This is a genomic window from Paenibacillus thiaminolyticus, from assembly GCF_007066085.1.
Taxonomy (GTDB): Bacteria; Bacillota; Bacilli; order Paenibacillales; family Paenibacillaceae; genus Paenibacillus_B; species Paenibacillus_B thiaminolyticus.
On sequence record NZ_CP041405.1, the window covers coordinates 5,597,843 to 5,623,624 of the forward strand.

Here is a 25,782-nt window from a genome sequence, read left to right on the forward strand (position 1 = left end):
AAGACATGTATAGTTATCGAGCAACTATAGTTCATGTTACAAGGGTATTCTTTCTCGGCGCTTTCATCATTCTTTCAGTAATCTTACATTTGAAACGTAAATGAAAACACGGAACTTGAAAAGAAAAAGCGCGGAATGCATCCGCGCTTGAATGGCGTTATGAGGTTCCTGCCGGCAAGGAAGATCCCTGAATGAACGGCGTGTCAGGCTGAATATTGTCCGGCGAGCAGATGACGGGAGACAATGTCTGCTATGAATTCGATGAAGTCCCAGGCATCATTGACAGGCTCTGTCCGCACGAACTGCATGCCGCATGCTTCGGCCAGCCGCTTCGCGTCCTCGCCGAGATCGTGATAGACCTCGACATTGTCTGTCAGCGAGGTCAGCTCGCAGAGCACGACCGCTTGGCAGCCATGGCCGGCTGCTTGCCGGATGACGTCCTTCACATCCGGGCCGAGCCAGCGCTGGGGCGCGGGCAAGCCGCTCCGGTACGCGATGTCCCAGCGTCCGATCTCCGCCGCTTCCGCGATGAGCCGGGCGAGGCGGCCATATTGGGCGATAAACGCAGTATGGGCCGAAGGCAAGCCGGGCTTGCTGTGCACGGTGAAGATGACCCGTGCCGCGGGCAAGCTGGCGGCAGGGAGCCAGCGGTAAGCATCGCGCAGGCGGCGGGCGATCAGCCGAATGAAGGCGGGATGCTCCTGCCAGTCCGCCACAGCGGTTACCCGGATAGGCGGGTCCGCTCCATCTCCCGCCCGCGCGGCCTCGTGCATATACATTCCGGTTCCGGCGCTGAAGGGGGACAGATGCAGCAGCGCCAGCCGGGAGATGCCGTCGGATGCCGCTTGCCGTACGGCTTCGGAGACGAAGGAAGGCGAGTGCTTGTAGCCGATATAGACGGGAACCGGGGCGCTGCACAGCTGCCCGAGCCGCTGCGATACCGCTTCCGCCTGTCTCGCGGTAACGGCATAGAGCGGATCGCATGCCGCCGTCTGCCGGTAACGGCTCACGCCTTGGGCCAAGGCGCCGGGGGAACAGCGGCCGCGCATAATATGCTCATACAGCTGCGGCACCTCATCGATCGAGCGGCAGGCGCCATATGCGGCTAGCAGGACGGCCTGCGCCGGCTTGCCCGCATTCGCTGCTGCCGGCGGTGCATGCGCAGTCCCCGCCACTTCCGGCAGTTCAGCCGCAGCCCCTGCCGCTGCCGGCCCGGGCGGATCTCCCGCCACCAGCCGATCCTGCTCCATCTCAATCATGATCGGCTTCCTCATCCTTCCATAAGTCCGGGTGAAGCCATGCCGACATCTGCAGCATGCCGTCTACGGTATAACGATTCGGCGCGAGCAGATCCCTCGCCTTCATCGTCGTGATGCGCCCTTGCTGTACGGCGGTCAGCGTATTCCACTGCGGATCGGCTTTCAAGCCGGCCAGCCATTCTTCTCCCGTGCCGTCCCAATCGCCGAGAACGATGTAATCGGGATCGATCTTGATCAGATCTTCAATCGACGCTTTGATCGATTTGGCGATGCCGAGCGCATCTGCTGCAGGGTTCGCTCCGGCCAGGCGGATCATATCGTAAGCGATATTGCCCGGCCCGATCACATAAGGGCCCGTATTCGGGCCGACGGGGGAGAGCACCAGCACGGTCGGCTTCGCCGTCAGCTTCGCAGTGCGCGCCGCGGCCTGCTGTAATTTGGCCTCGATTTCCTCCGCGATAAGCACTCCCTTATCGGCTTCTCCCACCGCTTCGCCAATTTTCCGATAGTTCCCCATCACCGCTTCAAATGTGCCCCATTGATCGAAGGTAATCACGTTGACGCCGGCTTGGCGGAGCAATTCCTCGGCATCGCTCTCGGTATGATGAACCTTCGTCAGCAGCACGAGATCCGGCTGGAAGGACAGGATCGCTTCGGGATCCAATCCGGTCGCCCCGCTAATCGGGTTGCCGGCCTGCTTCCCCATGTCCGCGTTGACTGCGAGATAGGGGTTGGAGATGCTCTTCGGAATCGCGACCAGCTGCGCGGGAGCGATGAATTCCAAGACCGCGTCCGCCGTATCGAGTGATACGGGAGCGACCTTGAGCTCGGTATTGTCTTCTGATGCAGAAGCGGGGGCGGGTTGCGGCACCGTGGTCGAAGCGCCGGACATTCGGTTGGTCAGGATGGCGGCCAAGCCGATGACGACGATGACCGCCGCCAGCCCGATGATCATATTCCGCTTCGCTGTATCATGTTGTCTCATCTAAATGAATTCCTCCTGGTTAGCTAATGATGTGTATATCGATGGTTCAAACTCGGGATCCGCCGGATCGAAGGCGAGAATCGATAAGCCTCTCGTCCCGTGCTCACGGCGGATGACGGCGTGAATGCCATATACCGTATAGAGATGCTCCGCGGTCAGCACTTCCTCCGGCGGTCCGATCGCCAGGATGCGCCCCTCGTGAAGCAGCAGCAGCCGATCGCAATAGCGGGAAGCCAGCGACAGATCGTGCAGGGAAGCGGCTACCGCCAAGCCTTCGCGGGCCAATCCGCGCAGCAGGGACAGCGTGCGAAGCTGATGGCGGATATCGAGCGCCGAGATCGGCTCATCCAGCAGGAGCAGCTGCGGCTCCTGAGCCAGCGCCTTGGCGATGAAGGCGAGCTGGCGCTGCCCGCCGGAGCAGGCGTGAATATAACGGTCGCGCAGCGGCTCGATGCCGCATTGGCGCAGTGCCTGCTCAGCGCAAGCGCTGTCTGAAGCGGACAGGCTGCGGAAGAGGGAACGATGGGGATGGCGGCCCATCGCGACAATCTGCCCGACGGTGAAGTCGGCGTCAAGCGAGCAATCCTGCGGAACATAGCCGATGAGCCGGGCCCGCGCCGTGGCGGAGTAGGCGGCATGCGGCCGGCCTCCGAGCAGCAGCCGCCCCTGCGCCGGGCGCAGCAGTCCGCACATCATGCGGATGAGAGTCGATTTCCCGCTGCCGTTGGGGCCGATAATGCCGACGAGGGAGCCGCGCCGAAGCTCGAACGAGATATCATGGATAATGGTTCTGCCCTCCATGGAGCAGGACAGCCGCTCCGCTTGCAGCAGCCTGTCCGTGCCGGGCTCTGTCCTTCGCTTGTCCTTCATGCGAGATTCCCCTTTCTTCGGCGCAGCAGCATCATGATGAACAGAGGGGCGCCGATGCAGGCGCAGACGACGCCGACCTGAAGCGTTACCGGCTGCAGGATCATTCGTGATGCGAGATCCGCCAGCACGAGGAAGGACGCCCCGAACAGCGCGCTGAGCGGAAGCAGGTACCTGTGGTCCGCTCCGGCCACCAGCCGAATCAGATGCGGGATGACCAATCCGACGAAGCCGATGATGCCGCTGACGGAGACGGCGGTTCCCGTCAGGAGGGAGGCGAGCAACAGGATGACGTAGCGCGCGCCTTGCACGGGAACGCCGGATGCCTGCGCATGCTCGTCTCCCAACAGCAGCAGATTCAGCGTGCGGCTGAACAACGCGATCAGGATGACCGCTATCGCAATCGGGAGCGCGATCAGCTGCACATGCTCCCAGGTTCTGGCCTCCAGCCCGCCCTGGAGCCAGAAGACGATGCTGCGCAGCTGCTGCTCATGGGGCGCGCTCGCAATCACGACATTGATGACCGCGGACAGGAGCGCATTGATGCCGATGCCAAGCAGCAGCAGCGTCGTCACATTCGGCTTGCCGCTGGCCCGCCAAATGGCAAGGATAAGGATGACGGCAGTCAAGGCGCCGGCGAAGGCGGCCAGCGGCAGCGCGTAGGAAGCGTGCTGCGCGAAGCCGGAAGCAATCACGATGACGGCCCCTGCCGCCGCTCCCGAGGATACGCCAAGATAGCCCGGCTCAACCAGCGGATTGCGGAATACGCCTTGCATGGCGGTGCCTGCCACGGAGAGAGCGGCGCCGACAAAGACGCCGACCAAGACGCGGGGGAGGCGGATCGCCGTGACAATCGTCAGTTCGCGCTCCGGAATGCCGGCATGGTCCAACCAGCCGATGGCGTACAGGATCGCCTGCAGCGTATCCGCGAACCGGATGGAGACCGGGCCGATGGAGCAGCCGGCGATGATGGACAAGAGCAAGGCCGCCAAGGCTGCGGCGCCAAGCAGCACGATGCGCGCATGTCCACGGGCCGGATGGCGGCGCTGGACGGGGAGATGGCTTGGGCTGCTTGCTTCAGTCTTGGAGTACATAGATACCACCTTTCCCGTTCGCAACAAAAATAGTCCGGTACAAATAAGTTGTATTAGGTAAACATTTATTACTATAGCGCATGCCTGGAAAGCCGTCAATGGATGAATAGAGCCGGGCGAATTCATATTCATTCCCGTCTATCCGTCCGGGATTGGAAAGACGTTCAACTATAGACGTGTTCGGCATGGCGATGTGCGGCAATACAAATGGCGGACTACGGAGAAAAAAATAAGCAAGGAAATAGGGCGGAAACCGCAAAGGCGGGTGTTTCATAGGCATTGACGAAAATGATGATTGGAGTGACGCATGAACGGACAATAGGCGGCGGGGAAAGGCGAGAAAAGGCTAGAAAAAGCGAGAAAATGATAGAAAAGGAGAGGCGGGGGAAAGCGGAAAAAGGATAGAAAGGGAGAGGAAAGCTAGGGAAGGAGGTAAAAGAGGAAAAGCAGGGGAAAGAAAAGTAAAGGAGGATAAAAAAAGGAGAGGAAAGCTAGGGAAGGCGGGGGAAAGCAGGAAAAGGCGGAAAGTACGAAAAGTACGGCGCGGGCAAAGCGGCAGCAGGCAAAGTGGTGGCAGGCAAAGTGGCGGCGGGCAAAGTGGCGGCGGTTAATGTGGTAGCGGGCAAAGTGGAGCGGGCAAAGTAGTAGCGGGCAAAGTAGTGGCAGGCAAAGTGGTAGCGGGTAAAGTGGCGGCGGGCAAGCGGGGGAGCGGCGGATGGTGGAGGAGGAAGCGAAATCCTGCGTGAATGCAGCAATTTTCGTGACTTTAGCCGCGATCTGATGAAATTCCTGCAAAAGTACATTATTTTCAGCCATTCTTATCTTTAATCTATTGGAAAGTCTGAAATTGATGCAGTTTTGCAGGAACTCCTGTAACGGAGTCCACGTCAGAAAGGAAAACTGTATATTTACAGTATTTTCACAACGCTGAGGCGTGAGAAGCAGGCATGTGGGGCTGTCTCGCTGCAGCTAAAAACTGCTTATAAGACAGCCCCTCGATTTCTAGGGATTAAATTTTGAGAATGCCGCCTTGGCTGGCATTCGTTACGAGCTTGGAGTAGCGGGCCAGATAGCCGGTCTTCACCTTCGGCTCGAACGGCTTCCATGCCGCGCGGCGCTGCTCGAGCACCTCGTCCGGCACCTGCAGCTCGATTTTGCGGTTCGTCAGATCGAGCTCAATGATGTCGCCGTCTTCCACGAACGCAATCGGACCTCCTTCGGCTGCTTCCGGCGAGATATGGCCGATGCTGATGCCGCGGGACGCTCCGGAGAAGCGGCCGTCGGTGATGAGGCCGACCTTGGCGCCGAGACCCATGCCGACGATCTGCGATGTCGGGGCGAGCATCTCCGGCATGCCGGGACCACCCTTCGGCCCTTCGTAGCGGATAACGACGACATGGCCTTCCTTCACCTTGCCGTTCGCGATTCCGGCCAGGGCCTCGTCCTGGGAATCGAAGCAGATAGCCGGGCCGACATGGCGTCCGCCTACCGATGGATCGACGGCGCCGACCTTGACGATAGCGCCTTCCGGTGCCAGATTGCCGAACAATACGGCCAATCCGCCTTGTTCGCTGTGAGGATTGGCCAAGGTGTGGATGACATCGGTATCCACGATATCGCAGCCGGCGACATTCTCGCGCAGCGTCTGGCCAGTCACGGTGATGCACTCGCCGTGAAGGGCGCCTTCCTTCTTGAACAGTTCATTCAAGACAGCACTGACGCCGCCTGCGTTGTGCACATCTTCAATATGATAATCGGAAGCCGGCGCTACCTTGGCCAGATGAGGCACCCGGGCCGCCACTTCGTTAATCCGCTCGATCGGGTATTCGAATCCGGCTTCCCGCGCGATAGCGAGCGTATGCAGGACCGTATTGGTCGAGCCGCCCATCGCCATGTCGAGCGCGAAGGCGTTATCGATAGCTTCCATCGTGACGATATCACGCGGCTTGATGTCCTGCTCGATAATGCTCATCAGCTGACGCGCCGACTGACGTACGAATTCCCGGCGTTCCGGGGATACGGCGAGAATGGTGCCGTTGCCCGGCAAGGCGATGCCAAGCGCTTCCGCCAGGCAGTTCATCGAGTTCGCGGTGAACATGCCCGAACAGGAGCCGCAGGTTGGGCAGCCGTACTGCTCCAGCTCCATCAATCCCTTGTCGTCAATCTTGCCTGCTTGATAGGCGCCGACGCCCTCGAACACACTGGACAAGGAGATCGAACGGCCGGAAGAGTCCTTGCCCGCCTTCATCGGACCGCCGCTGACGAACATCGTCGGAATGTTGACGCGCAGCGCGCCCATAATCATACCCGGCGTAATCTTGTCGCAGTTCGGAATGCAGACCATGCCGTCGAACCAGTGGGCGGAGACGACCGTCTCTACCGAATCGGCGATAATCTCGCGGCTTGGCAGCGAGTACCGCATGCCGATATGGCCCATCGCAATCCCGTCGTCGACCCCGATTGTATTGAATTCGAACGGCACGCCGCCCGCTTCCCGGATCGCTTCCTTGACAATCTTGCCGAATTCCTGCAAATGGACGTGGCCGGGAATGATGTCGATATACGAATTGCATACTGCAATGAACGGCTTGTCAAAATCCTCTTCCTTCACGCCCGCTGCACGCAGCAGACTGCGGTGAGGCGCACGATCGAAGCCTTTCTTAATCATGTCTGAGCGCATTTTCTTTTTGGCTGTCATTCTGTGTGAACCTCCATCTCTTGCTACCCGACTGCCGGGATTGGAATGATACCTCTCATAAGTGCTTGAGTATTTCTATAGAGTCTATCACAACTGCCTTTCTTTTTCTAGCGGTTTAAAGCGTCACTGATCGTTAGCGGCCGAGCCGGAGCGGGTTCGGGATGAAGCGCCGTCGCTGCCGGAAAACCTCTTACAAAGAGAAAAAAAAGAGAGAATCGTTGGCCGTCTCCCGGAATATATTAGCGGTAACTTGAGTTGGCCCGGCGGCAAGCTGAGGAAAAGGGGGAGAGAGCATGGACCGTTCCGTACGCGCCGGCAGCTATCGCGACGGGAACCGGGAAGCGGCCCGAGCGGCCGCCTCCGGCACGCCGTTGGCCTGCCTCGATCTGGATGCGCTGGAGCATAATGCGGGCCTGGTGCTTGACCTGAGCGGACAGAAGCCGATACGTCTGGCGACCAAATCGCTGCGCTGCGTTCAGGCGGTCAAGCATCTATTGGCGCTGCATCCCTGCTTCCAGGGCGTCATGTGCTACCATCCGCGGGAAGCCGCCGCTCTCCTGGAGGCGGGCATCTCCGACGTGCTGATGGGATACCCGACGCTAGACCGGCCGGCCTTGGCCCGCTTGGCCGGATTGCGCCGCCAAGGGAAGGAGATCGTCCTGATGGCGGATGACGACAGCCAACTGCGGGCCGCCGAGCAAGCCGCCCGCGAGCAGCAGATCTGCTTCGATATCTGTCTCGATATCGACATGTCCTCCGCGTTCGGCGGCCTGCACTTCGGCGTGCGCCGTTCGCCGCTGCGGAGCGAAGCTTCCGTGCTGGAGCTGGCGGACGCGATCCGCCGTTCCCCGCATCTGCAGCTGTCCGGCGTGATGGGCTATGAAGCGCAGCTGGCGGGCTTTCCCGATGCGAAGCCCGGGCAGAAGCTGATGAGTGCCGCCATCCGCTACCTGAAGCGGCGGTCCGAGGCGGAGGTGGCGGCGCGCCGGGCGGCGATCGTCCGCGTGCTTCGCCGTGAAGGCCACGAGCTCCGCTTCGTGAACGGGGGAGGCAGCGGCAGCCTGCGCTTCACGGCGTCCGATGAGTCCGTGACGGAGCTGACGGCTGGCTCGGCGTTCTATGCGCCGGCGTTGTTCGACGGCTATGCGGATCTGCCGTTGCAGCCGGCAGCCGTCTTCGCCCTGCCGGTGGTGAGGGTGGCTGCGCCCGGCATTTATACCTGCTTCGGCGGAGGCTATCCCGCATCCGGCGAAGCAGGGGCGGACCGGCTGCCGCAGCCGTTCTGGCCCCCCGGCGGGCAGCTCCTGCCGCGGGAAGGCGCGGGGGAGGTGCAGACGCCCGTCCGCTACCCGGAAGGTGCCGAGCCGCTCCGGCCGGGCGATCTGATCTGGTTCCGGCATGCGAAGGCTGGGGAGCTGGCGGAGCGGTTCCGCGAGTTCATCGCCGTCAAGCAGGGAGCCTGCCTCGGGACATGGGCTACATATCGCGGAGAAGGGTGGTGCTTCGGATGAAGCCGTGGCGCAATTGGGCAGGCAATGTCCGTTGCGAGCCGGAACGGTGGTGGGAGCCGGAGGGAGAAGCGGATGTGGCGGAGCTGCTCAGGGAAGCGCAGCGGCAAGGCCGCAGGGTGCGTATCGTCGGCTCCGGCCATTCGTTCACTCCGCTCGGGGAGACGGAGGAATGGATCGTGCGGCTGCCGCGGATGACCGGTCTGGTGCAGCTGGACGAGAGCGCCCGCACGGTGACGGTGCGGGCCGGCATGACGCTGCGCGAATTAGGCGGACGGCTGCTTGAGCGGGGCTGGGCGATGGAGAATCTAGGCGACATCGACCGGCAGACGATCGGGGGCGCGGTTGGGACGGGGACGCATGGAACGGGAAGCGGCTTCGGAAGCCTGTCCACCCAGGTGACCGCGATCCGTGCCGTTCTGGGGAACGGCAGCATCGCCGAAGTTAGCGAAGGAGATACGGGAGAGAAAAGGGAGCTTTTCAAGGCGATGCAGGTCTCCTTCGGGACGATCGGCATCATGACCGAGCTGACACTGCGGATCGTTCCCGCGGAGCGGATGCGGCTCGCCAGCTTCCGCTCGACCTTGGAAGAGACGCTGGAGAGGCTGGAGGAATACCGGGGCGGGAACCGCCATTTTGAATTTTTCTGGTTCCCTTATTCCAGCGGGACGCAGGTGAAGACGATTAATCCGACCGACGCGCCGGCATCGAAGCGCGGCCGATGGAAGGAGTGGAGCGCCTACGCTGTGGAGAACGGCCTGTTCTGGGGGATGTCGGAAGCATGCCGCATCGCTCCGCGGCTCAGCGGCGGCATCAGCCGCCTGTCGGCGCGCTTCGTGCCGGTCAGCGACGAGGTCGGCCGGGGAGCTCGCTTGTTCGTGACGCCAAGGCATGTCAAGTTCATGGAAATGGAGTACAGCGTGCCGGCCGCCGCGATGCGGCCCGTCCTGCTGGAGATGAAGCGGCTGTTGGAGCGGCGGCGGCATTCCGTCCATTTTCCGATCGAATGCCGATATGTCAAGGGGGATGATATTTGGCTGTCGCCCGCCTACGGCCGGGACTCGGCCTACATCGCGCTTCATATGTATAAAGGGATGCCTTACGAGCCGTATTTCCGCGATATGGAGCAGATTCTGCTCGCTTATGACGGGCGGCCGCATTGGGGCAAATGGCATTCCCGGACCGCTTCGCAGCTCGTTGGCATGTATCCGAAGTGGAAGGATGCCGCCCGCATCAGAGAAGCGGCGGATCCGCGCGGCGTGCTGCTGAACCGGTATGTGGCGCGCCTGATCTCGCCAAGCGCCCGGTAACATGAGAACAGCGCCCCGCTTCAAGCGTACGGGGCGCTGTTGATAAAAGGTTAACCCTGCTTCATGCCGCGATGGAACACCGACATGCGGTGCCATCCGCCGAGACCGTTCCAATGCGGTTCGATAATCGGGCGGCATAGCGACCGTACGGCGGGCTGCGCCAGCAGCACGGTGCAGGCAAGCGAAGCCGCAATCAGCAGAACGGCCTGCGGGCCGGTCGTAATATAATGGTACAGTCCGGAGACGACAAGCAGCCGGATAATGAGGCCATGGAGCAAGAACACGTACAGCGTTCGCCGCCCCAATCCGGTAATCCAACCGGTATGGAGAGGCACCCAGGCCAAAAATGCGACCGATGCGACAATCTCCAGCGCGTATATGAACAGGCGCATCCCGATGGCATACCATGGGGATTGCTCCAGCCATCCGAGCTCGCGGAACGTCATATGGTTCATCAGCCATTCCGGATGGAGCACGTTCGGCCATAGAAGAAGCACAATCAGCAATCCGACGGACAAGCCTGCGGCCAGCTTCCGGTAGCGGGAAGCGGCGAACCGCTGAATGGCGTCGTCGCGGAAGACGTATCCGAACGCGAAGAATGGTAGATAGACCAGCGTCCGGGATAGACCGAGCCACGCTCCGTCTATTGGCAGAAATCCCGCGGCAATACCGATGATGGCCGCCAGGATGACCGGATGGCGAACCTGCCAGCGGTTGAACAGCATCAGGATGGCGCGCCAGATCAAATGTCCGATCAAGAACCACAACAGCAGGTACGGAATAAAGAACGAGTGCTTCATTCCCGGAACGTGGAACAGCGTGACATCGAGCAGCGAATATAATGATTGAAAAATGACATACTGGATGCCGATTTGCTTCATCACGGCCCAGCCTGCACGGCCGTTCAGATTGCTGCGGGCGAAATAGCCCGTGACGAAGACAAACAACGGCATATGAAACGTAAAAATCCAAACGAACAAGCTTTTCAACTCGGGCATGGTGCCGATGAGCGGCTCAATCGCATTGGCGATAAACACGCATACAATGAGCATGAACCGCAAATTCAATCCGAAGGTCTCTCCACTCCTTAAGGACACGGCCGACTTCAACCCGGAGGAGGCTTGATTCCACCTGCGCTCCTGCATTGTCCTTCCCTCCTACAACTCCTGCCGCGCATCGATTTGTCTATGTTGGCTGCGGCTTTATATTTACGATGTAAACGTACCATAGCGCCGTTTTCGGGATTGTGATTTACGTCACATAAAACAGGATGAAAGCGTCGTCCACTTTTGACAGAATGGCGAAAGTTCCTGCCCAAGCTTAGACAGCGCCCGTCAATTCAAGTAACATACAGTACAGATGCAGATTGAAGCAACATTTCTTTCAAGGGGGAGACAGGAACGATGTCGAAGGAACATCCCAACCGCAGAGCGAAGCTTCTGCGGGCTTATATTCCGAATCAGCACGGAGCGTGGGCGATGCTCATCATTCCGTTCGCGGCGGGCATGTTCGCCAGCAAGCCGCAAGCCATTCACGCCTGGATCGGAATCGCCTGGCTGGCCGCCTATTGCGGATCGTTCGCCGGCCTGCAGTGGATCAAGACCGGACGGGCCAGCGTATATCGAGGCCCGGTGATTATATACGGAGCCGCATGCGCGCTCGCCGGGAGCGCCGTATTGGTGATGCGGCCGGATATATGGTGGATGGGCGCCGTCATGGTTCCGCTGCTGCTGCTGAACGCGGCGTTCGCCAAGCGCAATCGGGAACGCCATCTCCTCAATGATTTTTTGGCCGTCCTCCAATTTTGCTGGATGCTCCCGATTGCTTACGAGGCAGGCGGGGGAACGGATTGGAGCCTGGCCTGGCGGGCCTTTGCCGCTTGCTTGCTCTATTTCGCCGGAACGATTTTTTATGTAAAGACGATGATTCGCGAGAAAGGGAGCCGGCTGTACTACGGCTTGTCTGTCGGCGTCCATATCGTGGCTGCGGCAGCCGTGGGCCTCATGCTTCCCCTCTGGGCGGGCCTCCCGTTCGTGGCGCTGTTCCTGCGCGCGGTCTGGATGCCTGGCCAGAAGGTAACGATCAAGCAGGTCGGTATTGCGGAGATCGTCTTCAGCATCGTGACGGCGATTCCGCTAATCGCTGTCATCACTCCGTAGCCTGTCATATCCGTTCCTTAATTAATGGTTCATGGCAGGTTTGCCATACCGTCGGCCGTTGACGGTATGGCAGACAACGGATTAAGATAGAGGACAAAGCTTCATGGCAGACCAGAAGGAGGAAACGGCAGAATGAAAGCGTTGTCAGGAAATGCCCCGGAGGTTGTCACGTTCGGCGAAGCGATGGCCTTGTTCAGCTCCGCAGACACGAGGGGCTTGGAATATGCGCAGACGGTAATGAAATCGTTCGGGGGAGCGGAGAGCAATGTGGCCATCGGGCTGGCCCGCCTCGGACACCGGGCCGGCTGGTGCGGCCGCCTGGGCCGGGATCCGCTCGGCCGGCATATCGTCAAGGCGATTCGCGGCGAAGGTGTGGATGTCTCCCGTGTCGAGATGGCGCCGGATGCGCCGACCGGACTGATGATGCGCGAGCTGATCGCCGGGAAATCATCCGTCTATTATTACCGCGCCGGCTCCGCGGCAAGCCGCATGACGCCGGGGCATCTGGACAAGGACTATATCCGCTCGGCCCGGCTGCTTCATGTAACCGGGATTACTTGCGCCTTGAGCGACAGCTGCGCCGAGACCGTCTATGAAGCGGTCGCCATCGCGAAGGCCGCCGGGGTGAAGGTAAGCTTCGATCCGAATCTGCGGCTGAAGCTGTGGACGATTGAAGCCGCCCGGGAGAAGCTGCTGCCGCTGGCGCGCCAGGCGGACTATTTCCTGCCGGGCCTGGACGAATTGAAGCTGCTGTACGGCACAGAGGATGAGCAAGGCATCTTCCGGTGCTTGTCCGAATTGCCCGGAGTCAGTATCGTCAAGGGCGGACCGGGCAAGAATTATGTAGTGCAGGGCAGTCTGATAGACAAGGTTCCGTACGAGCTGGTGGAGCATGCCGTCGATACGGTCGGCGCCGGCGATGCCTTCTGTGCCGGATTCCTGTCTGGCATGCTGCAGGGGGCTGATGCCGTGGAGGCGGTTCGTCTCGGCAATATTACCGGCGCGATGGTCGTGCAGGCGTTCGGAGATTGGGAGGCTTTGCCGACGGCCGAGCAGCTGCAGGCGGTATTGAACCAGGCGGTGCATATCGAACGGTAGAGGGCCGCCGCGGGACCGCAGTCCGTGATCGCCATGCGGGCTCATGTCCCGGAAGCATAGACGCCGTAGAGGGCGAAGAAGGGAGAATCATCATGATGGATAAGATTAGAGTGATTCAGCAAATTCAAGAGCATGGCGTCGTCGCCGTACTGCGGGGAGACTCTCCGGATGAAGTGGTGGAGATGGCTGGACAAGCCATCGAGGGCGGCATCCGCATTATCGAGGTGACGATGACCGTTCCCCATGCGCTTCATGCGATAGAGCAGCTGCGGAGAATGTATTCCTCGAAGTCCTCCAGCAGCGACCGCTTCGCGGTCATCGGCGCTGGCACTGTGCTGGAGCCGGTTACGGCCCGTTCCAGTATTTTGGCTGGGGCCGAGTTCGTCGTCGGTCCGTCGCTCCATCCCGAGACGATCACGATGTGCAATCTGTATCGCGTGCCCGTGCTGCCGGGCGTCATGACGATCGCGGAGGTGCAGCGCGCGCTCGAGCTGGGGGTTGACGTGGTGAAGCTGTTCCCGGGCAACCTGTATGATCCGTCCATCATTAAGACGATCAGAGGCCCGCTGCCGCAGGCGAACCTGATGCCGACCGGCGGCGTCGATGTTAACAATCTGGGCGATTGGATCCGGGCGGGCGCGTTTGCCGTCGGGATCGGATCGGATTTGACCAAGGAAGCGAAGGCGTCGGGCGATCTTGCTCTCGTTCGCCGCAAAGCAGAACAGTATATGGAGGCATTCCGCCGCGCGAAGGAGCAGATCGCCCGCGGATAAGCGAATCCCCTGTCTGTCCGGTACCGTTGGAATCCGGGCGGAGAGGGGTTTTTTATGTATGGCTTCGGCTCCCCATTCCCCCTCTTGGCAAGCGCCTCTCATCCGGCTCAGTCATAGAACGTTCATCGCCTGGAGGCATATGGCGTCCGCCTGCCGCATACAATATGACACCCGCGATATATCAGTCTGCATGTACATACGGAAGAGGGCATCAATGTGTCGGATGCGCCTCTCTTCTGTGTACTTTTTTCCTGTCACAAGATGTCCATTCGGCTTCCGGCCGCCTGTGATCAATATCATACCTGCCGGCCGGCTTCCCATATAACCTGTATTCAACCACGTCATATTCAGACCGGTTACGAGATTAGCCAGCAGGAGGTCTGTCCCGCAAGACAGGCCGTCCTCATCCGATTCTGGCCCCGTCCCCTGGCGTGTTTCGCCTAGCAGCTGGAGCGGGGGAAAGGAGATGAAGCATTTCAATGGTCAACCTGCCCAAAGTCAATGAGCTCGGATTTTATGAAATTCGCTTGGAATCGATTGGAGGCCTGGGCGCGAATCTGGCCGGCAAAATGCTGGCCGAAGCCGGCGTCACGGGAAGCGGCTTGAATGGCGTCAGCTTTTCCTCCTACGGCTCCGAGAAGAAAGGATCTCCCGTTAAAGCGCATATCCGCTTCTGCCAGCCCGAGACCCGCATCCGGGATACGACTCCTGTCGAACGGCCTCATATTGTCGGCATATTCCACGAAGCCCTTGCGAAAACGGTCCATGTCACGAACGGAATCTACCCTGACAGCCTGGTGCTGGTCAATTCCTCGTCCGATCCGGCGCGTCTGAAGGAAAAGCTTCGCCTTCCTTGCGGCACGATCGCGGTAGTCGACGCGATCGGCATCGCCTTGGAGGAAGGGAACCGGGTCAACATGGCGATGCTGGGCGCCCTGTTCCGCCTGTGCGACTTCCTGGATGCGGAGCATATGAAGGGCGTCATCCGCAAATCGCTGGAATCGAAGTACCCGCAAGCGGTTCAGCCTGCGCTTAATACGTTCCAGCGCGGGTACGACGAGGTCGTCTTCCAGACATTCGCGCTGCCGGAAGGAGAGACTCTCCCCGGGCCGGTCCGCTGGGATACGCCGACGCTGGGGTATGAGACTCAGCCGATCGGCGGGACGGTCATCAATCCGGGCAACTCCGTGCTGAAGGATCTGAGCATTTCCCGCGCGGGAATGATGCCGCATTTCTTCGAGGATAAATGCATTCATTGCGCCGCCTGCGACAATGTATGCCCCGACTTTTGCTTCGTCTGGGAGGAGAAGCCGGACAAAAAAGGCCGGCTCCATATGTTCCTGCAAGGAATCGATTATCAATATTGCAAGGGCTGCCTGAAGTGCGTCTACGCGTGTCCGACCGAAGCGCTGTCAAGCGAACGGGAAGAGGAAGGGTATGCGGACGCCCATCGAATGCCGCACCGGTTCGCGTTCGTGGATACAGCACAGCAGTAACCGGCAGGACGGCGTGCAGGCAGGCGATTCGCATCGGGCGCGCCTGCTTCCGCCGGAGCGGGCGGCTTCCAGAATGGCCATGCCGATGGTAGACGCTTGCTGGAGCCGCCCACGACAGTATGAATGGTAAGGGGGAAGAGAATCCGTGGCAATCGAGTATGATAAGGACGCCATGCCATCCCGCGTGGAGCAGCGCATGGTATACGAATCGGGCAATGAGATGGCCGCTTATGCCGCCCATCAGATCAACTATCACATCATGGGATATTATCCGATCTCGCCGTCTACGGAGGTCGCCCAGTTCCTGGACTTAATGAAGGCGGGCGGGAAGCATGATATTAAGCTGATCCCGGCCGACGGCGAGCATGGCTCCGCCGGGATCTGCTATGGCGCGTCGACGGCCGGAGGACGGGTATTCAACGCGACGAGCGCCAACGGCTACCTGTACATGCTGGAGCAGATGCCCGTCCAATCGGGGACGCGCTTCCCGATGGTATTGAATCTGGTCTGCCGTTCGGTCTCCGGACCGCTTAACATCCACGGCGACCATTCCGATCTGTATTTCGCCCTCAACACAGGCTGGCCGATCCTGCTCTGCCGGGATCCGCAGGCTGTCTATGATATGAATATTATGGCGATTAAGCTGGCCGAGGATCCGGAGGTGCGGCTGCCGGTGATGGTCGCGTTCGACGGGTATTTCACTTCGCATCAGAAGCGGCGCGTTCAGACCTTCGCCCGCCGCGAGGACGTGCAGCGGTTCATCGGCGAGCAGCCGGTGAGGGGGTTCGCCGATACGCTGGATCGGAACCATCCGATCACCGTCGGCCCGTATATGAACGAGCCGGATTATATCAATAACTGCTATCAGCAGTCGATGGCGATGTACAAGGCCGGAGAGGTGTTCGATCGCATCCGCCGGGAATATGCGGAGCTGACCGGACGCGATTATCCGGTGCTCGATCTGTACCGGATGGAAGACGCGGAGGTTGCCGTCTTCCTGCTCAATTCCGCGGCCGAGATTATTAAGGACGTCGTCGATCAACTGCGGGAGCAGGGCATCAAGGCGGGCGCCGTCTCGCCGAATATGATCCGCCCGTTCCCGGCGAAGGAGATCGCCGCCGCACTGGCCGGCGTCAAGGCGGTGACTGTCGGCGACCGCGCCGATTCGTACGGCGGCCATGGCGGCAATATGGTGAACGAGGTGAAGGCGGCGCTCTTCACGCACGGCAACCGCGATACGCTCGTCATCAGCCGCATTTACGGCCTGGGCGGCAAAGATTTCTATGCCGAGGACGGGCAGGCGATGTTCCAATGCGCGATGGACGCGGCTGCGGCCGGCGCGGTCGCGCAGCCATTCGATTATATCGGCCATACGCCGGGCGACCCGGACGCCGCGCCGAAGCGCGTGCTGGAGCCGATGAAGTATGAGGAGTTGAATTCCGGCCTCATTACGGTGAAGCAGGATGAGGAGACGCGCAAGCTGAACGTACGGATTCCGCCGCTGCGGCAGCTGACGAAGAAGCCGAAGCGGATTGCGCCGGGTCACGGGGCATGTCCGGGCTGCGGCATCTTTTCGGGGCTGGAGCTCTTTTTCAAAGGGATCGAAGGGGACATTGTCGCTCTCTTCCATACCGGCTGCGCGATGGTCGTAACGACGGGCTATCCGTATTCCTCGCATAAAGCGACCTATATTCATAACCTGTTCCAGAACGGGGCTGCTACGCTGTCCGGGGTCGTCGAGATGTTCTGGGAGCGCAAGCGCCGCGGCGAGCTGGACGAATTGAATCTGCCGGACGACTTCACGTTCGTCATGATCACCGGGGACGGCGGTATGGATATCGGCATGGGGCCGGCCATCGGAGCCGCGCTGCGCAATCATAAAATGATCATTCTCGAATATGACAATGAAGGCTACATGAATACCGGAGCCCAGCTGTCCTATTCGACGCCGATCGGGCACCGGACCTCTACCTCCAATGTCGGCAAGGCGCAGACGGGGAAGATGTTCCACCACAAAGATACGGCGCAAATTATGGCCGCGACCCATATTCCTTATGTGTTCACGGGAAGCGAGGCTTTCCCTCAGGACCTGCTGAAGAAAGCGGCCAAAGCCCAGTGGTACGCCCGCAACGAAGGGCTCGTGTACGGGAAGATTCTCATTACGTGCCCGCTCAACTGGCTGTCCGAGGATCGGATGGGCGCGCAGATCGTCCAGGCGGCCGTCGATTCCTGCTTCTTCCCGTTGTATGAAGTGGAGCGGGGCGTCACGACGCTTACGTACGACCCGGAGGAGAAGAACAAAAAAATTCCGCTCCTCGACTGGCTCACGATGATGGGCAAGACGAAGCATCTGGCGAAGCCGGAGAACGAGGAGCTGCTGGGCGTGTTCGAGCGGGAGGTCGAACGGCGCTGGAGCGTGCTGCGGGCGAAGCATGCGCATCCTGATTTGTAAGCAGGAAGAAGGTTAGGTTGGGCGACAGAAATATAGATACAGAGACAGGGCGGGCTTCCGGAAGGAGGCTTCGCCCTGTTGCGGTTGGTCCGCCTTTCCCGTTCAGAAGGGCGGAGGCCTCTCTTGGTTCGGGGAGACCCGTTCCTTTTCCTCCCGTCTTCGTTCAGCTATACTGGAGAGGATGAAGAATACGTGAGGGGGGCCGATGCAAAAATGAAGATGGACATGTTGGATGCGGACGGCCAAGCCCATGCCGCCGAGCTGGCAGACCGGCTGGGCCGCAGCCGTTATACTGTATTTTTTGGCGGGGCCGGGACTTCGACGGAGAGCGGAATCCCTGATTTTCGCTCTGACCGGGGGCTGTTCTCGGCAGGAGAAGCGGAAGCGTTCGCGTATCCGCCGGAAATGATATTAAGCCGCTCCTTCTTTGAGCGGGATCCGGTGACCTTTTACCGCTATTACCGGGCGAAGATGCTGCACCCCGGCGCAGAGCCGAACGGCGCGCACCGGACGCTGGCCAAGCTGGAAGAGGACGGGATCGTCAAGGCGGTCGTCACGCAAAATATTGACGGGCTTCACCAAGCGGCAGGCAGCCGCGAGGTGCTCGAGCTGCACGGTTCGGTGCACCGGAACCGCTGCATGGCATGCGGGGCGGAGCATGATCTCCCCCTCGTCGCGGAGAGCCAGGATCCGATTCCGCATTGTCCGGGCTGCGGGGGCATGGTGAAGCCGGATGTGGTGTTGTATGAAGAGGCGCTGGATGAAGAGGTTATCAACCGCGCCGTGGAGCATATCCGGCGGGCCGACCTGCTGATCGTGGGCGGCACCTCGCTGAATGTCATGCCGGCGGCCAGCTTCGTCCGGCTCGCCTCCGGGGCGGATATCGTCATTGCGAACCGGACGCCGACGAGCATGGACTATCGCGCGGCCGCCGTGTACCGGGAGCCGATGGGTGCGTTGTTCGAGGCCGCATACGACATCCTGTCTCAACGAAAGGGGTAAGGCATCATGTGGATGATGGGAATCGACCTGGGCACGACGAACCGCAAGGTCGGCCTATATGAAGATAACGGACGGCTTGTCGCCAAGACGAGCCGTCCGACCTTGACGGAGGACAGCGGGGAAGGCTATGTCGTCTATCAGCCGGAGGCGATGTGGAACGATGTCGCCGAGATGATTCGCGAGCTGACGGACGTGCATGCGGACAAGCCGGTATCCTACATCGGCATCACGAGCATGGCGGAGAGCGGTCTGCTCGTCAACCGGCGCACCGGGGAGGTACAATCCCCGCTGCTGCCTTGGTTCGAGACATGCTCGGCGCCGCAAGCGGAGCGCATCCGGAAGGAGGGCACCCCGTTGGAGCTGTTCCAGCGGACCGGGCTGCATCTGTCGTTCAAGCACGGTCTCGCGAAGCTGCTCTGGCTTCAGGACCGGGACCCGGCGATGCTGCAGGACGCGGTCTGGCTGTCCGTCTCCGGCTATGTCGCTTACCGGCTGGCCGGGGCGATGGCCTTCGATCCGTCGCTCGCCACGCGCACCTTCGCCTACGATATGCGGCAGAATAGCTGGGACGAGCACTGGATTCGCGGCTTCGGCCTCGATCCGGCGATCTTCCCGGACGTGCTGCCGAGCGGCGCGACGCTCGGAACGGTCCATCCGGATCTGGCTGACCGGCTCGGGCTGAGCGGCGGCACGAAGGTCGCCATCGGCGGGCATGACCATGTCTGTGCGGCGCTGGCGGTAGGAGCCATCGAGCCGGGCGATGTGTATGTCTCGATGGGGACGGCCGAGACCCTGGTCGGCACGATGGCGATGCAGCCGCTCGGCCAGGCGGAGTTCGAGACCGGCCTCTCGTACGGCTGTCACGTCGTGCCGGGCTGCGGCTTCTGGATGGGCGGCAACGCCTCCTCCGGCGGGGCGGTCGAATGGATTCGCCGTCTGCTGGCTGATGAGGCGCTTGCCTATGAGCAGATTCAGGAGCTGACCGCCGGCATTAACGACGGGCCGGGCGAAGTCATGTTCTTCCCGTATTTGTCGGGCAGCGGAGCGCCGCATCCGAATTCGAAGACGAGGGCGGCCTTCATCGGCCTGGAGAAATCGCACGGCAAGGCGGAGCTGCTGCGGGCCGTGCTGGAAGGGACCGCCTATCAGCTCGAAATGATCCGGCAGAGCGCCGAGCGCACATCTGCCCATCCGATTCGGCGGATGAACGCGGTCGGCGGCGGCACGCAGCTGCCGGCCTGGCTGCAGATGAAGGCGGACATCGCGCACAGCACGCTGCTCGTGCCGCCGATTGAGGAAGCGACGATGCTGGGGGCGGCCTGCGCGGCGGCGCTGGGCGGCGGTCACTTCGGGAGCGCGGCCGAGGTGCGCCAGGCGCTGCAGAGCCGCGGCTTGAAGGCGTACGAGCCGGACGCTGAGCGGCATGAGCGGTACCGTCAGGCCTATGAAGGGTTGTATGTGCCGATGGCGGCGCATTTGCGCAGTCTGAATAGATAATGCGTTATGGAACGAGAGCCGCAGCCGCGGAGGATGATTTTGCCGCGGGCTGCGGCGTTTTTGCGCGTGGACAAGCGTTGGGGAGCAGGCCAGGCTTGGGAGAAGGTTCGATGCGGGATCTGAACGGGAGGATGGAAGGTACGGGATTGGAGATTAGGTGTGCGGCAGACAAGTCTTTTTATTACATTCTCCTCCTCAGTCAGGCAAGCAGGCACAGGGTTGCCGCTTTTTGCATGACTATCCCCTCTGGTCAGGGGCCGCGAGTTGGCCAGTGGATTCCTGACGGAGCGGGGGAGTGAGGATGGAACGCAGGGGGAAGGCAGTTCAAGCAGGGGCACGGGGAACATGGTGTCTGGGACAAGTGGAGCCGACGGCTTACGGCTTGTCCCTGGACACTGACGGAGCCTACCCCCGCGAGCTGTTCCCGGAGTCTCCCGGCGGGGAGAACTTGGACCGGTACGCCGTTGGCGATTGGTCATAGAAGCGGCGGAACTGCCGGGAGAAATAGAGCGCATCCGGGATGCCGACGGAGGCGGCAATCTGTTCGATAGTCAGATCCGCGCGCTCGCGCAGAAGCTGGCGGCCTTTGTCGATCCGCAGCTTCAGCAGGTAGGTCACCGGCGTCATCTCGGTCACGCGCTTGAAGATGCGGGACAGATACGCCCGGCTGTAGCCGAGGCTGTCCGCGATCTGCTCGATGGACAGCGGATAGGCGTATTGGGTGGACATCATGTGAATCATCTGCCGCACGGTATGCTCGATCTCGGACTCGGGCTTCAGCCGCTGCCCGGCTTCAGGTCCGGCCTGGCGGTCCGCATAAGCCGACAGGATGAGATGGAGGCAGCCGAGGGCCGTCAGATGGGCGGAGGGCCGCCGCAGCTGGAACGACGCGCGGATGCGCTCCATCCATTCCGGCGCCTCCGAGTCAGGCCCGGCATGGACGATCGGATTCGCGGAGGCGAACCCGGCGGCGCTCACCAGATCGGCCGCCCCTTCTCCCTGGAACGCAATCCAGCGGTAGTGCCAGGGCTTATCCGCATCGGAAGCGTAGCTGATGAGGCGGTTCGGCGTGATGAGGAAGGCGTCGCCCGGTCCCAGCTCGTACGTAACGCCTTCGCTCGTGAACGTTCCGTACCCGCCCATTACGTGATGAAGCAAATAGTAATCGACCAGCTTCGGGCCGAGCTTATGAGACGGCCGGGTCTGGCTCTCGCCGGAAAACAAAACATGAAGGCCTCCGCAACCGGCTAACATCGGGTTAGAGGCGACGGTGTATGTCTCTGGCGCGGCCGCTCCCGTCACCTCCGCGGCGGAGACCGGTTGACCCGATCGGTCTGGGGCAGCATGGTCTGTCATGACATGTCCTCCTTCTTGAAGTTCATCCAACCTTCTCGGCGCTGACAACCAACCTTTGTGAACACGTGCTATAAGCATTATATCACAGTCCATGATGGAGGTCATATTTATCCATATCATGCGCACATCATTATATTACATGCCCGGCTCGGATTGAGTATGCTTGTAACAGAACGGCATATTGTCCACAAGCGAAGCAAAACGCAAATAAAAATGCAAACATATGGAGGAGGTCGTCGTCATGGACGCTCGGCAATTGGCGGCTCATTTTGAGGTACAATATGGAAGTGGTGAGGGAGAGGTTCGTTTTTTCCATGCTCCAGGTCGTGTAAACCTTATCGGCGAGCATATTGATTATAACGGAGGGTATGTGCTTCCGGCAGCGCTGGAGTTCGGCACGACACTGCTGATCCGTCCGCGGTCCGATCGGATGATCCGGCTGTCTTCCACGAATTTCCCATATCAATTGACGGTAGCGGCCGATGAGGCGGCCAATGCCAAGACCGGGGAATGGACCGATTATCCCGTCGGGGTCATGGTGGAGCTGGCGAAGGCGGGACGGGCGTTGAGCCGGGGCTATGATATTTTGGTGCATGGCGATATTCCGAACGGAGCGGGGTTATCCTCCTCGGCATCGCTCGAGGTCGCCGCGGCCTATGCGCTGCTGACGCTGGAAGGCCACTCGATCGACCGGACGGATATCGCGAAGCTGTCGCAGCGGGCGGAGAACCGGTTCGTCGGTGTCAACTGCGGCATTATGGACCAGTTCGCCGTCGCGAACGGCAAGCAGGACCATGCGATTCTGCTGATGTGCGACACGCTTGAATTCAAGCATGTTCCGTTCCGGACGGAAGGCTACAAGCTGGTTATCGGCAATACGAACAAGCGGCGCGGGCTCGTCGATTCCAAATATAATGAACGCAGGGCGCAATGCGATGAGGCCGTGCGGGAGCTGCGGCAGGCGTTCCCTGAACTGGAGCTGCTCGCTCAGCTGGACGCCGCGCGCTATGAAGCGAATAAGCATTTCATTCAGGATGAGGCGGTACGCAAGCGGGCCGCGCATGTCATCGCGGAGAACGAGCGGGTGCTGCAGTCGGTCGAGGCGCTGCAGCAGCATGAATTGGAGCGGTTCGGCCAGCTTATGATCGCATCGCATGAATCATTGCGGGATCTGTACGAGGTCAGCTGCGAAGAGCTGGATGTAATGGTTGAGGAGGCGCTTCGCATCGAAGGCACGGCCGGCTCGCGGATGACGGGGGCCGGATTCGGCGGCTGCACCGTCTCGCTCGTGAAGGAGAGCGCCGTCCCGCGCTTCATCGAGCAGGTCGGAGAGGCGTATCAGCGGCGCATCGGCTTGACGGCGGAATTCTATGTATGCAGCGTCGGCGACGGCGTGAAGGAACAGGACTGCAGCAACAAGCTGGCAGCGGAGGGGGAATAAGCGATGGCAGTACTGGTTACAGGCGGGGCAGGTTATATTGGCTCCCATACGGTGGCGGAATTGCTGGATCGCGGCGAAGAGGTCGTCGTCGTCGATTCATTGGAGACGGGTCATGCGGACGCGGTTCTCGGCGGCACGCTCCATGTCGGGGATATTCGAGATAAGGCCTTCTTGGAAGGCGTGTTCCAACAGCATAAGTTCGATGCGGTCATTCATTTCGCCGCGTACTCGCTCGTCGGAGAGAGCATGAGCAATCCGGCCAAATATTATGATAACAATGTGCACGGCACGCTGGTGCTGCTGGAGGTGATGCAGCAGTTCGGCGTGAAGCGGATTGTCTTTTCTTCCACGGCCGCCACGTATGGCGAGCCCGAACGGACGCCAATCGAGGAGACCTTCGCGACGAATCCGACGAATGTGTACGGAGAGACGAAGCTGACGATGGAGCGCATGATGCGCTGGTTCGACGAGGTGCATGGCATCCGCTACGTCTCGCTGCGCTACTTCAATGCCGCTGGCGCACATGAGAGCGGACGCATCGGGGAAGACCACCAGCCGGAGACGCATCTCGTGCCGATTGTGCTGGAGACGGCCCTGGGCAAGCGCAGTGAGATTGCGGTCTTCGGCAGCGATTATCCGACGCATGACGGCACATGTATTCGCGACTATATTCACGTCAGCGATTTGGCGGACGCGCATTTGCTTGCTGTCGGCTATTTGCGCAAGGACGGGGCGAGCGAGATTTTCAATCTGGGCAGCGGCAACGGCTTCTCGGTTCTCGAGGTGATCCGGACGGCGCAGCGGGTGACCGGTCTGACGATTCCGACGGCGCTGCGCGATCGCCGGGCAGGCGATCCGGCAGTCTTGATCGCGTCCGCCGGCAAGGCGAAGGCCGTGCTCGGCTGGCAGCCGAAGCGGGATAATATGGAGATGATTATTGAGAGCGCCTGGCGCTGGCATCAGGCTCATCCGGACGGATACGCCAAATAGAGGGGGAGGACATCATGGCGAACGATCAACGAGCAGGGAAGGCAGCATCGGAGCAACTGGATGAAGGACGCACGGCACTACGGCCGGATGCGCCGACGCTTCCGGATGGATGGCGAACGGCAGAACGTACGGATACGGCGCGCATGGCGGAGCTGATCGAGAAGCTGGTTCGCTACGCGCGGAACCGGAATATGCTCGGAACGTTGGACATGACGTATGCGCGCAATCAGTTGCTGGAGCTGTTCCGGTTAGACGAGCCATGTGAAGGATATTTGGCCCCGGAGTGGAGCGGTGTTCCGGATGAACCGCAGGAGCTGCTGGAGGCGCTGCTGGATATGGCGGCCGCAAGCGGACTGCTGCCGGACAATACGACGACCTGGCGGGATCTGCTGGACGCCAAGGTGATGGGGTTGCTTATGCCGCGCCCGTCGGAGACGGAGGCCCGGTTCCGGAAGCTGTGGGCCGAGCAGGGGATTGCCGCCGCGACGGACGACTTCTATGCCTTGAACAAGGACAGCAATTATATACGGATGGATCGCATTCGGAAAAATGAGTATTGGCTGCATCCGAGCGAATTCGGCGAGATGGAGATGACGATCAACCTGTCCAAGCCGGAGAAGACGCCCCAGGAGATCGCTCAGGCCGGGCAGGCCGCGGCCGCCGATTATCCGAAATGTCTGCTGTGCGCGGACAATGTCGGCTATGCGGGCCGGGTCAATCATCCGGCGCGCCAAAATTTGCGGATTATTCCGCTGGAACTGAACGGTGAAGCATGGTTTTTCCAATACTCTCCTTATGTTTACTATAATGAGCACAGCATCGTGTTCCGAAGAGAGCATGTGCCGATGAAGCTGACCCGGGACACGTTCGCGCGGCTGCTGGCGTTCACCGAGCAGTTCCCGCATTATTTCATCGGCTCGAACGCCGACCTTCCGATCGTGGGCGGATCGATTCTGAGCCATGATCATTTCCAGGCGGGGCGGCATACGTTCCCGATCGAGAAGGCGCCGACAGGACAAGCGCATGTTCATGCGGCGCATCCGGGTGTCCGCGTCGGGGTGGTCGACTGGCCGATGTCCGTTCTCCGCCTGACGGCGGACGATCGCGAAGCGCTGCTGAATACTGCCGACGATCTGTACCGGTTCTGGCAAGGCTACAGTGATGAGCAAGCCGGGATCCTCGCCTGGACGGAAGGCCCCGGCGGACAGACGCGGCATAATACGGTTACGCCAATCGTCCGCCGCCGGGGGGAGCGGTATGAGATGGATCTCGTACTGCGCAATAACCGGACGGATGAGACGCATCCGGAAGGCATTTTCCATCCGCATCGCCATCTTCATCATATCAAGAAAGAAAATATCGGTCTGATTGAAGTCATGGGATTGGCGATTCTTCCCGGACGGCTGCTGGCGGAGACCGGAGCGATTGCCAGGCTGCTGGCCGGGCGGGAAGATCGGGAGGCGGAGCGCGCAAGCTTGACGGATCAGGATCCGCTCAAGCCGCATGCCGCATGGATTGACGAGCTGGTCGGCCGGTATGGAACCCGGCTGGACGAAGCGGAAGCGAACCGGGTGATCCGCCATGATATCGGCTGCAAGTTCGCAGAAATTCTTGGCCATGCCGGCGTCTTCAAGCGGGATCGCGCGGGGCGCGAGGCTTGCGCCCGCTTCCTCGCGCAGGCTGGGTTCAAGGCGCAGGGCTGAGACGGCTCTGCCGTCTGGCCGGAACGGAGCACGCGCTTCCAAGCGTGCCGGAATAGGTGCGGATATGTGCGACATAGAGAGATATATTTGCTAT

At 60.7% G+C, this 25,782-nt stretch carries 20 protein-coding genes; 12 read left to right on the forward strand and 8 right to left on the reverse strand.

Annotated features, from left to right (window positions below):
* Window positions 1-203: 203 nt before the first annotated feature.
* The 6 genes from FLT43_RS24870 to ilvD form a co-directional block, all read right to left on the reverse strand.
* Window positions 204-1,259, reverse strand: a complete 1,056-nt coding sequence (locus FLT43_RS24870) for a ferrochelatase (RefSeq protein ID WP_244194116.1) — start codon at window positions 1,257-1,259, stop codon at window positions 204-206.
* Window positions 1,252-2,244, reverse strand: a complete 993-nt coding sequence (locus tag FLT43_RS24875; RefSeq protein ID WP_087441588.1) for an ABC transporter substrate-binding protein — start codon at window positions 2,242-2,244, stop codon at window positions 1,252-1,254. The genes FLT43_RS24870 and FLT43_RS24875 overlap by 8 nt, the downstream gene beginning before the upstream one ends.
* Window positions 2,245-3,114 carry an ABC transporter ATP-binding protein gene (locus FLT43_RS24880; RefSeq protein WP_087441587.1) on the reverse strand — a complete coding sequence of 290 codons (870 nt, stop codon included), beginning with the start codon at window positions 3,112-3,114 and terminating at the stop codon, window positions 2,245-2,247.
* Window positions 3,111-4,205: a FecCD family ABC transporter permease gene (locus FLT43_RS24885; protein ID WP_087441586.1), complete on the reverse strand. Its 1,095-nt coding sequence runs from the start codon at window positions 4,203-4,205 to the stop codon at window positions 3,111-3,113. The genes FLT43_RS24880 and FLT43_RS24885 overlap by 4 nt, the downstream gene beginning before the upstream one ends.
* A 420-nt stretch (window positions 4,206-4,625) precedes the next feature.
* Complete coding sequence (locus FLT43_RS24890; RefSeq protein ID WP_127510916.1) at window positions 4,626-5,021, reverse strand: hypothetical protein; 396 nt, start codon at window positions 5,019-5,021, stop codon at window positions 4,626-4,628.
* A gap of 193 nt (window positions 5,022-5,214) precedes the next feature.
* Window positions 5,215-6,903 (reverse strand): dihydroxy-acid dehydratase, encoded by a 1,689-nt coding sequence (gene ilvD, locus FLT43_RS24895; RefSeq protein ID WP_087441585.1) that lies wholly within the window; start codon window positions 6,901-6,903, stop codon window positions 5,215-5,217.
* A gap of 293 nt (window positions 6,904-7,196) precedes the next feature.
* On the opposite strand from ilvD, the gene FLT43_RS24900 reads away from it, so the two are divergent.
* Together FLT43_RS24900 and FLT43_RS24905 are read left to right on the forward strand one after the other, a co-directional pair.
* The gene (locus FLT43_RS24900) at window positions 7,197-8,414 is read left to right on the forward strand and encodes an alanine racemase (RefSeq protein ID WP_087441584.1); all 1,218 of its coding nucleotides are present in this window, start codon (window positions 7,197-7,199) and stop codon (window positions 8,412-8,414) included.
* Window positions 8,411-9,721 (forward strand): D-arabinono-1,4-lactone oxidase, encoded by a 1,311-nt coding sequence (locus FLT43_RS24905; RefSeq protein WP_087441583.1) that lies wholly within the window; start codon window positions 8,411-8,413, stop codon window positions 9,719-9,721. The genes FLT43_RS24900 and FLT43_RS24905 overlap by 4 nt, the downstream gene beginning before the upstream one ends.
* A 50-nt stretch (window positions 9,722-9,771) precedes the next feature.
* Here the strand turns inward: FLT43_RS24905 and FLT43_RS24910 are convergent, their stop codons facing one another.
* Window positions 9,772-10,866 (reverse strand): acyltransferase family protein, encoded by a 1,095-nt coding sequence (locus tag FLT43_RS24910; protein ID WP_087441582.1) that lies wholly within the window; start codon window positions 10,864-10,866, stop codon window positions 9,772-9,774.
* A gap of 258 nt (window positions 10,867-11,124) precedes the next feature.
* Between FLT43_RS24910 and FLT43_RS24915 the strand changes: the two genes are divergently transcribed.
* The 7 genes from FLT43_RS24915 to FLT43_RS24945 all read left to right on the forward strand — a co-directional run bounded on the left by FLT43_RS24915 (window position 11,125) and on the right by FLT43_RS24945 (window position 20,198).
* On the forward strand, window positions 11,125-11,880 hold the full coding sequence (locus tag FLT43_RS24915; protein WP_087441581.1) for a YwiC-like family protein: 756 nt from the start codon (window positions 11,125-11,127) through the stop codon (window positions 11,878-11,880).
* Window positions 11,881-12,012: 132 nt separating this feature from the next.
* On the forward strand, window positions 12,013-12,978 hold the full coding sequence (locus FLT43_RS24920) for a sugar kinase (protein WP_087441580.1): 966 nt from the start codon (window positions 12,013-12,015) through the stop codon (window positions 12,976-12,978).
* Between the two features lie 95 nt (window positions 12,979-13,073).
* Window positions 13,074-13,751, forward strand: a complete 678-nt coding sequence (locus FLT43_RS24925; protein WP_087441680.1) for a bifunctional 2-keto-4-hydroxyglutarate aldolase/2-keto-3-deoxy-6-phosphogluconate aldolase — start codon at window positions 13,074-13,076, stop codon at window positions 13,749-13,751.
* A gap of 479 nt (window positions 13,752-14,230) precedes the next feature.
* Complete coding sequence (locus FLT43_RS24930; RefSeq protein WP_087441578.1) at window positions 14,231-15,247, forward strand: 2-oxoacid:acceptor oxidoreductase family protein; 1,017 nt, start codon at window positions 14,231-14,233, stop codon at window positions 15,245-15,247.
* 172 nt (window positions 15,248-15,419) lie between these two features.
* Complete coding sequence (locus tag FLT43_RS24935) at window positions 15,420-17,699, forward strand: thiamine pyrophosphate-dependent enzyme (protein WP_174818178.1); 2,280 nt, start codon at window positions 15,420-15,422, stop codon at window positions 17,697-17,699.
* Window positions 17,700-17,912: 213 nt separating this feature from the next.
* Window positions 17,913-18,701: an NAD-dependent protein deacylase gene (locus tag FLT43_RS24940; RefSeq protein ID WP_087441576.1), complete on the forward strand. Its 789-nt coding sequence runs from the start codon at window positions 17,913-17,915 to the stop codon at window positions 18,699-18,701.
* Between the two features lie 6 nt (window positions 18,702-18,707).
* Window positions 18,708-20,198 carry an FGGY-family carbohydrate kinase gene (locus FLT43_RS24945; RefSeq protein ID WP_087441575.1) on the forward strand — a complete coding sequence of 497 codons (1,491 nt, stop codon included), beginning with the start codon at window positions 18,708-18,710 and terminating at the stop codon, window positions 20,196-20,198.
* A gap of 405 nt (window positions 20,199-20,603) precedes the next feature.
* On the opposite strand, the gene FLT43_RS24950 is transcribed toward FLT43_RS24945, so the two are convergent.
* Window positions 20,604-21,554 (reverse strand): AraC family transcriptional regulator, encoded by a 951-nt coding sequence (locus FLT43_RS24950; protein ID WP_087441573.1) that lies wholly within the window; start codon window positions 21,552-21,554, stop codon window positions 20,604-20,606.
* Window positions 21,555-21,795: 241 nt separating this feature from the next.
* Between FLT43_RS24950 and FLT43_RS24955 the strand changes: the two genes are divergently transcribed.
* From FLT43_RS24955 to FLT43_RS24965, 3 genes are read left to right on the forward strand one after another with little or no spacing between them, the layout of a single operon-like run.
* Complete coding sequence (locus FLT43_RS24955; RefSeq protein ID WP_087441572.1) at window positions 21,796-22,995, forward strand: galactokinase; 1,200 nt, start codon at window positions 21,796-21,798, stop codon at window positions 22,993-22,995.
* Window positions 22,996-22,998: 3 nt separating this feature from the next.
* Window positions 22,999-23,985, forward strand: coding sequence for a UDP-glucose 4-epimerase GalE (gene galE, locus FLT43_RS24960; RefSeq protein WP_087441571.1), 987 nt, complete (start codon window positions 22,999-23,001; stop codon window positions 23,983-23,985).
* Between the two features lie 14 nt (window positions 23,986-23,999).
* The gene (locus tag FLT43_RS24965) at window positions 24,000-25,688 is read left to right on the forward strand and encodes a UDP-glucose--hexose-1-phosphate uridylyltransferase (RefSeq protein ID WP_087441570.1); all 1,689 of its coding nucleotides are present in this window, start codon (window positions 24,000-24,002) and stop codon (window positions 25,686-25,688) included.
* Window positions 25,689-25,782: the final 94 nt, after the last annotated feature.

Coding starts and splice junctions, on each gene's coding strand:
- ilvD (WP_087441585.1), bottom strand. CDS start 6,903: ATGACAGCCAAAAAGAAAATGCGCTCAGACATGATTAAGAAAGGCTTC.
- FLT43_RS24915 (WP_087441581.1), top strand. CDS start 11,125: ATGTCGAAGGAACATCCCAACCGCAGAGCGAAGCTTCTGCGGGCTTAT.
- FLT43_RS24905 (WP_087441583.1), top strand. CDS start 8,411: ATGAAGCCGTGGCGCAATTGGGCAGGCAATGTCCGTTGCGAGCCGGAA.
- FLT43_RS24920 (WP_087441580.1), top strand. CDS start 12,013: ATGAAAGCGTTGTCAGGAAATGCCCCGGAGGTTGTCACGTTCGGCGAA.
- FLT43_RS24940 (WP_087441576.1), top strand. CDS start 17,913: ATGAAGATGGACATGTTGGATGCGGACGGCCAAGCCCATGCCGCCGAG.
- FLT43_RS24885 (WP_087441586.1), bottom strand. CDS start 4,205: ATGTACTCCAAGACTGAAGCAAGCAGCCCAAGCCATCTCCCCGTCCAG.
- FLT43_RS24935 (WP_174818178.1), top strand. CDS start 15,420: ATGCCATCCCGCGTGGAGCAGCGCATGGTATACGAATCGGGCAATGAG.
- FLT43_RS24930 (WP_087441578.1), top strand. CDS start 14,231: ATGGTCAACCTGCCCAAAGTCAATGAGCTCGGATTTTATGAAATTCGC.
- FLT43_RS24955 (WP_087441572.1), top strand. CDS start 21,796: ATGGACGCTCGGCAATTGGCGGCTCATTTTGAGGTACAATATGGAAGT.
- FLT43_RS24900 (WP_087441584.1), top strand. CDS start 7,197: ATGGACCGTTCCGTACGCGCCGGCAGCTATCGCGACGGGAACCGGGAA.
- FLT43_RS24925 (WP_087441680.1), top strand. CDS start 13,074: ATGGATAAGATTAGAGTGATTCAGCAAATTCAAGAGCATGGCGTCGTC.
- FLT43_RS24875 (WP_087441588.1), bottom strand. CDS start 2,244: ATGAGACAACATGATACAGCGAAGCGGAATATGATCATCGGGCTGGCG.
- FLT43_RS24950 (WP_087441573.1), bottom strand. CDS start 21,554: ATGACAGACCATGCTGCCCCAGACCGATCGGGTCAACCGGTCTCCGCC.
- galE (WP_087441571.1), top strand. CDS start 22,999: ATGGCAGTACTGGTTACAGGCGGGGCAGGTTATATTGGCTCCCATACG.
- FLT43_RS24945 (WP_087441575.1), top strand. CDS start 18,708: ATGTGGATGATGGGAATCGACCTGGGCACGACGAACCGCAAGGTCGGC.
- FLT43_RS24910 (WP_087441582.1), bottom strand. CDS start 10,866: ATGCAGGAGCGCAGGTGGAATCAAGCCTCCTCCGGGTTGAAGTCGGCC.
- FLT43_RS24965 (WP_087441570.1), top strand. CDS start 24,000: ATGGCGAACGATCAACGAGCAGGGAAGGCAGCATCGGAGCAACTGGAT.
- FLT43_RS24890 (WP_127510916.1), bottom strand. CDS start 5,021: ATGGCTGAAAATAATGTACTTTTGCAGGAATTTCATCAGATCGCGGCT.
- FLT43_RS24880 (WP_087441587.1), bottom strand. CDS start 3,114: ATGAAGGACAAGCGAAGGACAGAGCCCGGCACGGACAGGCTGCTGCAA.
- FLT43_RS24870 (WP_244194116.1), bottom strand. CDS start 1,259: ATGATTGAGATGGAGCAGGATCGGCTGGTGGCGGGAGATCCGCCCGGG.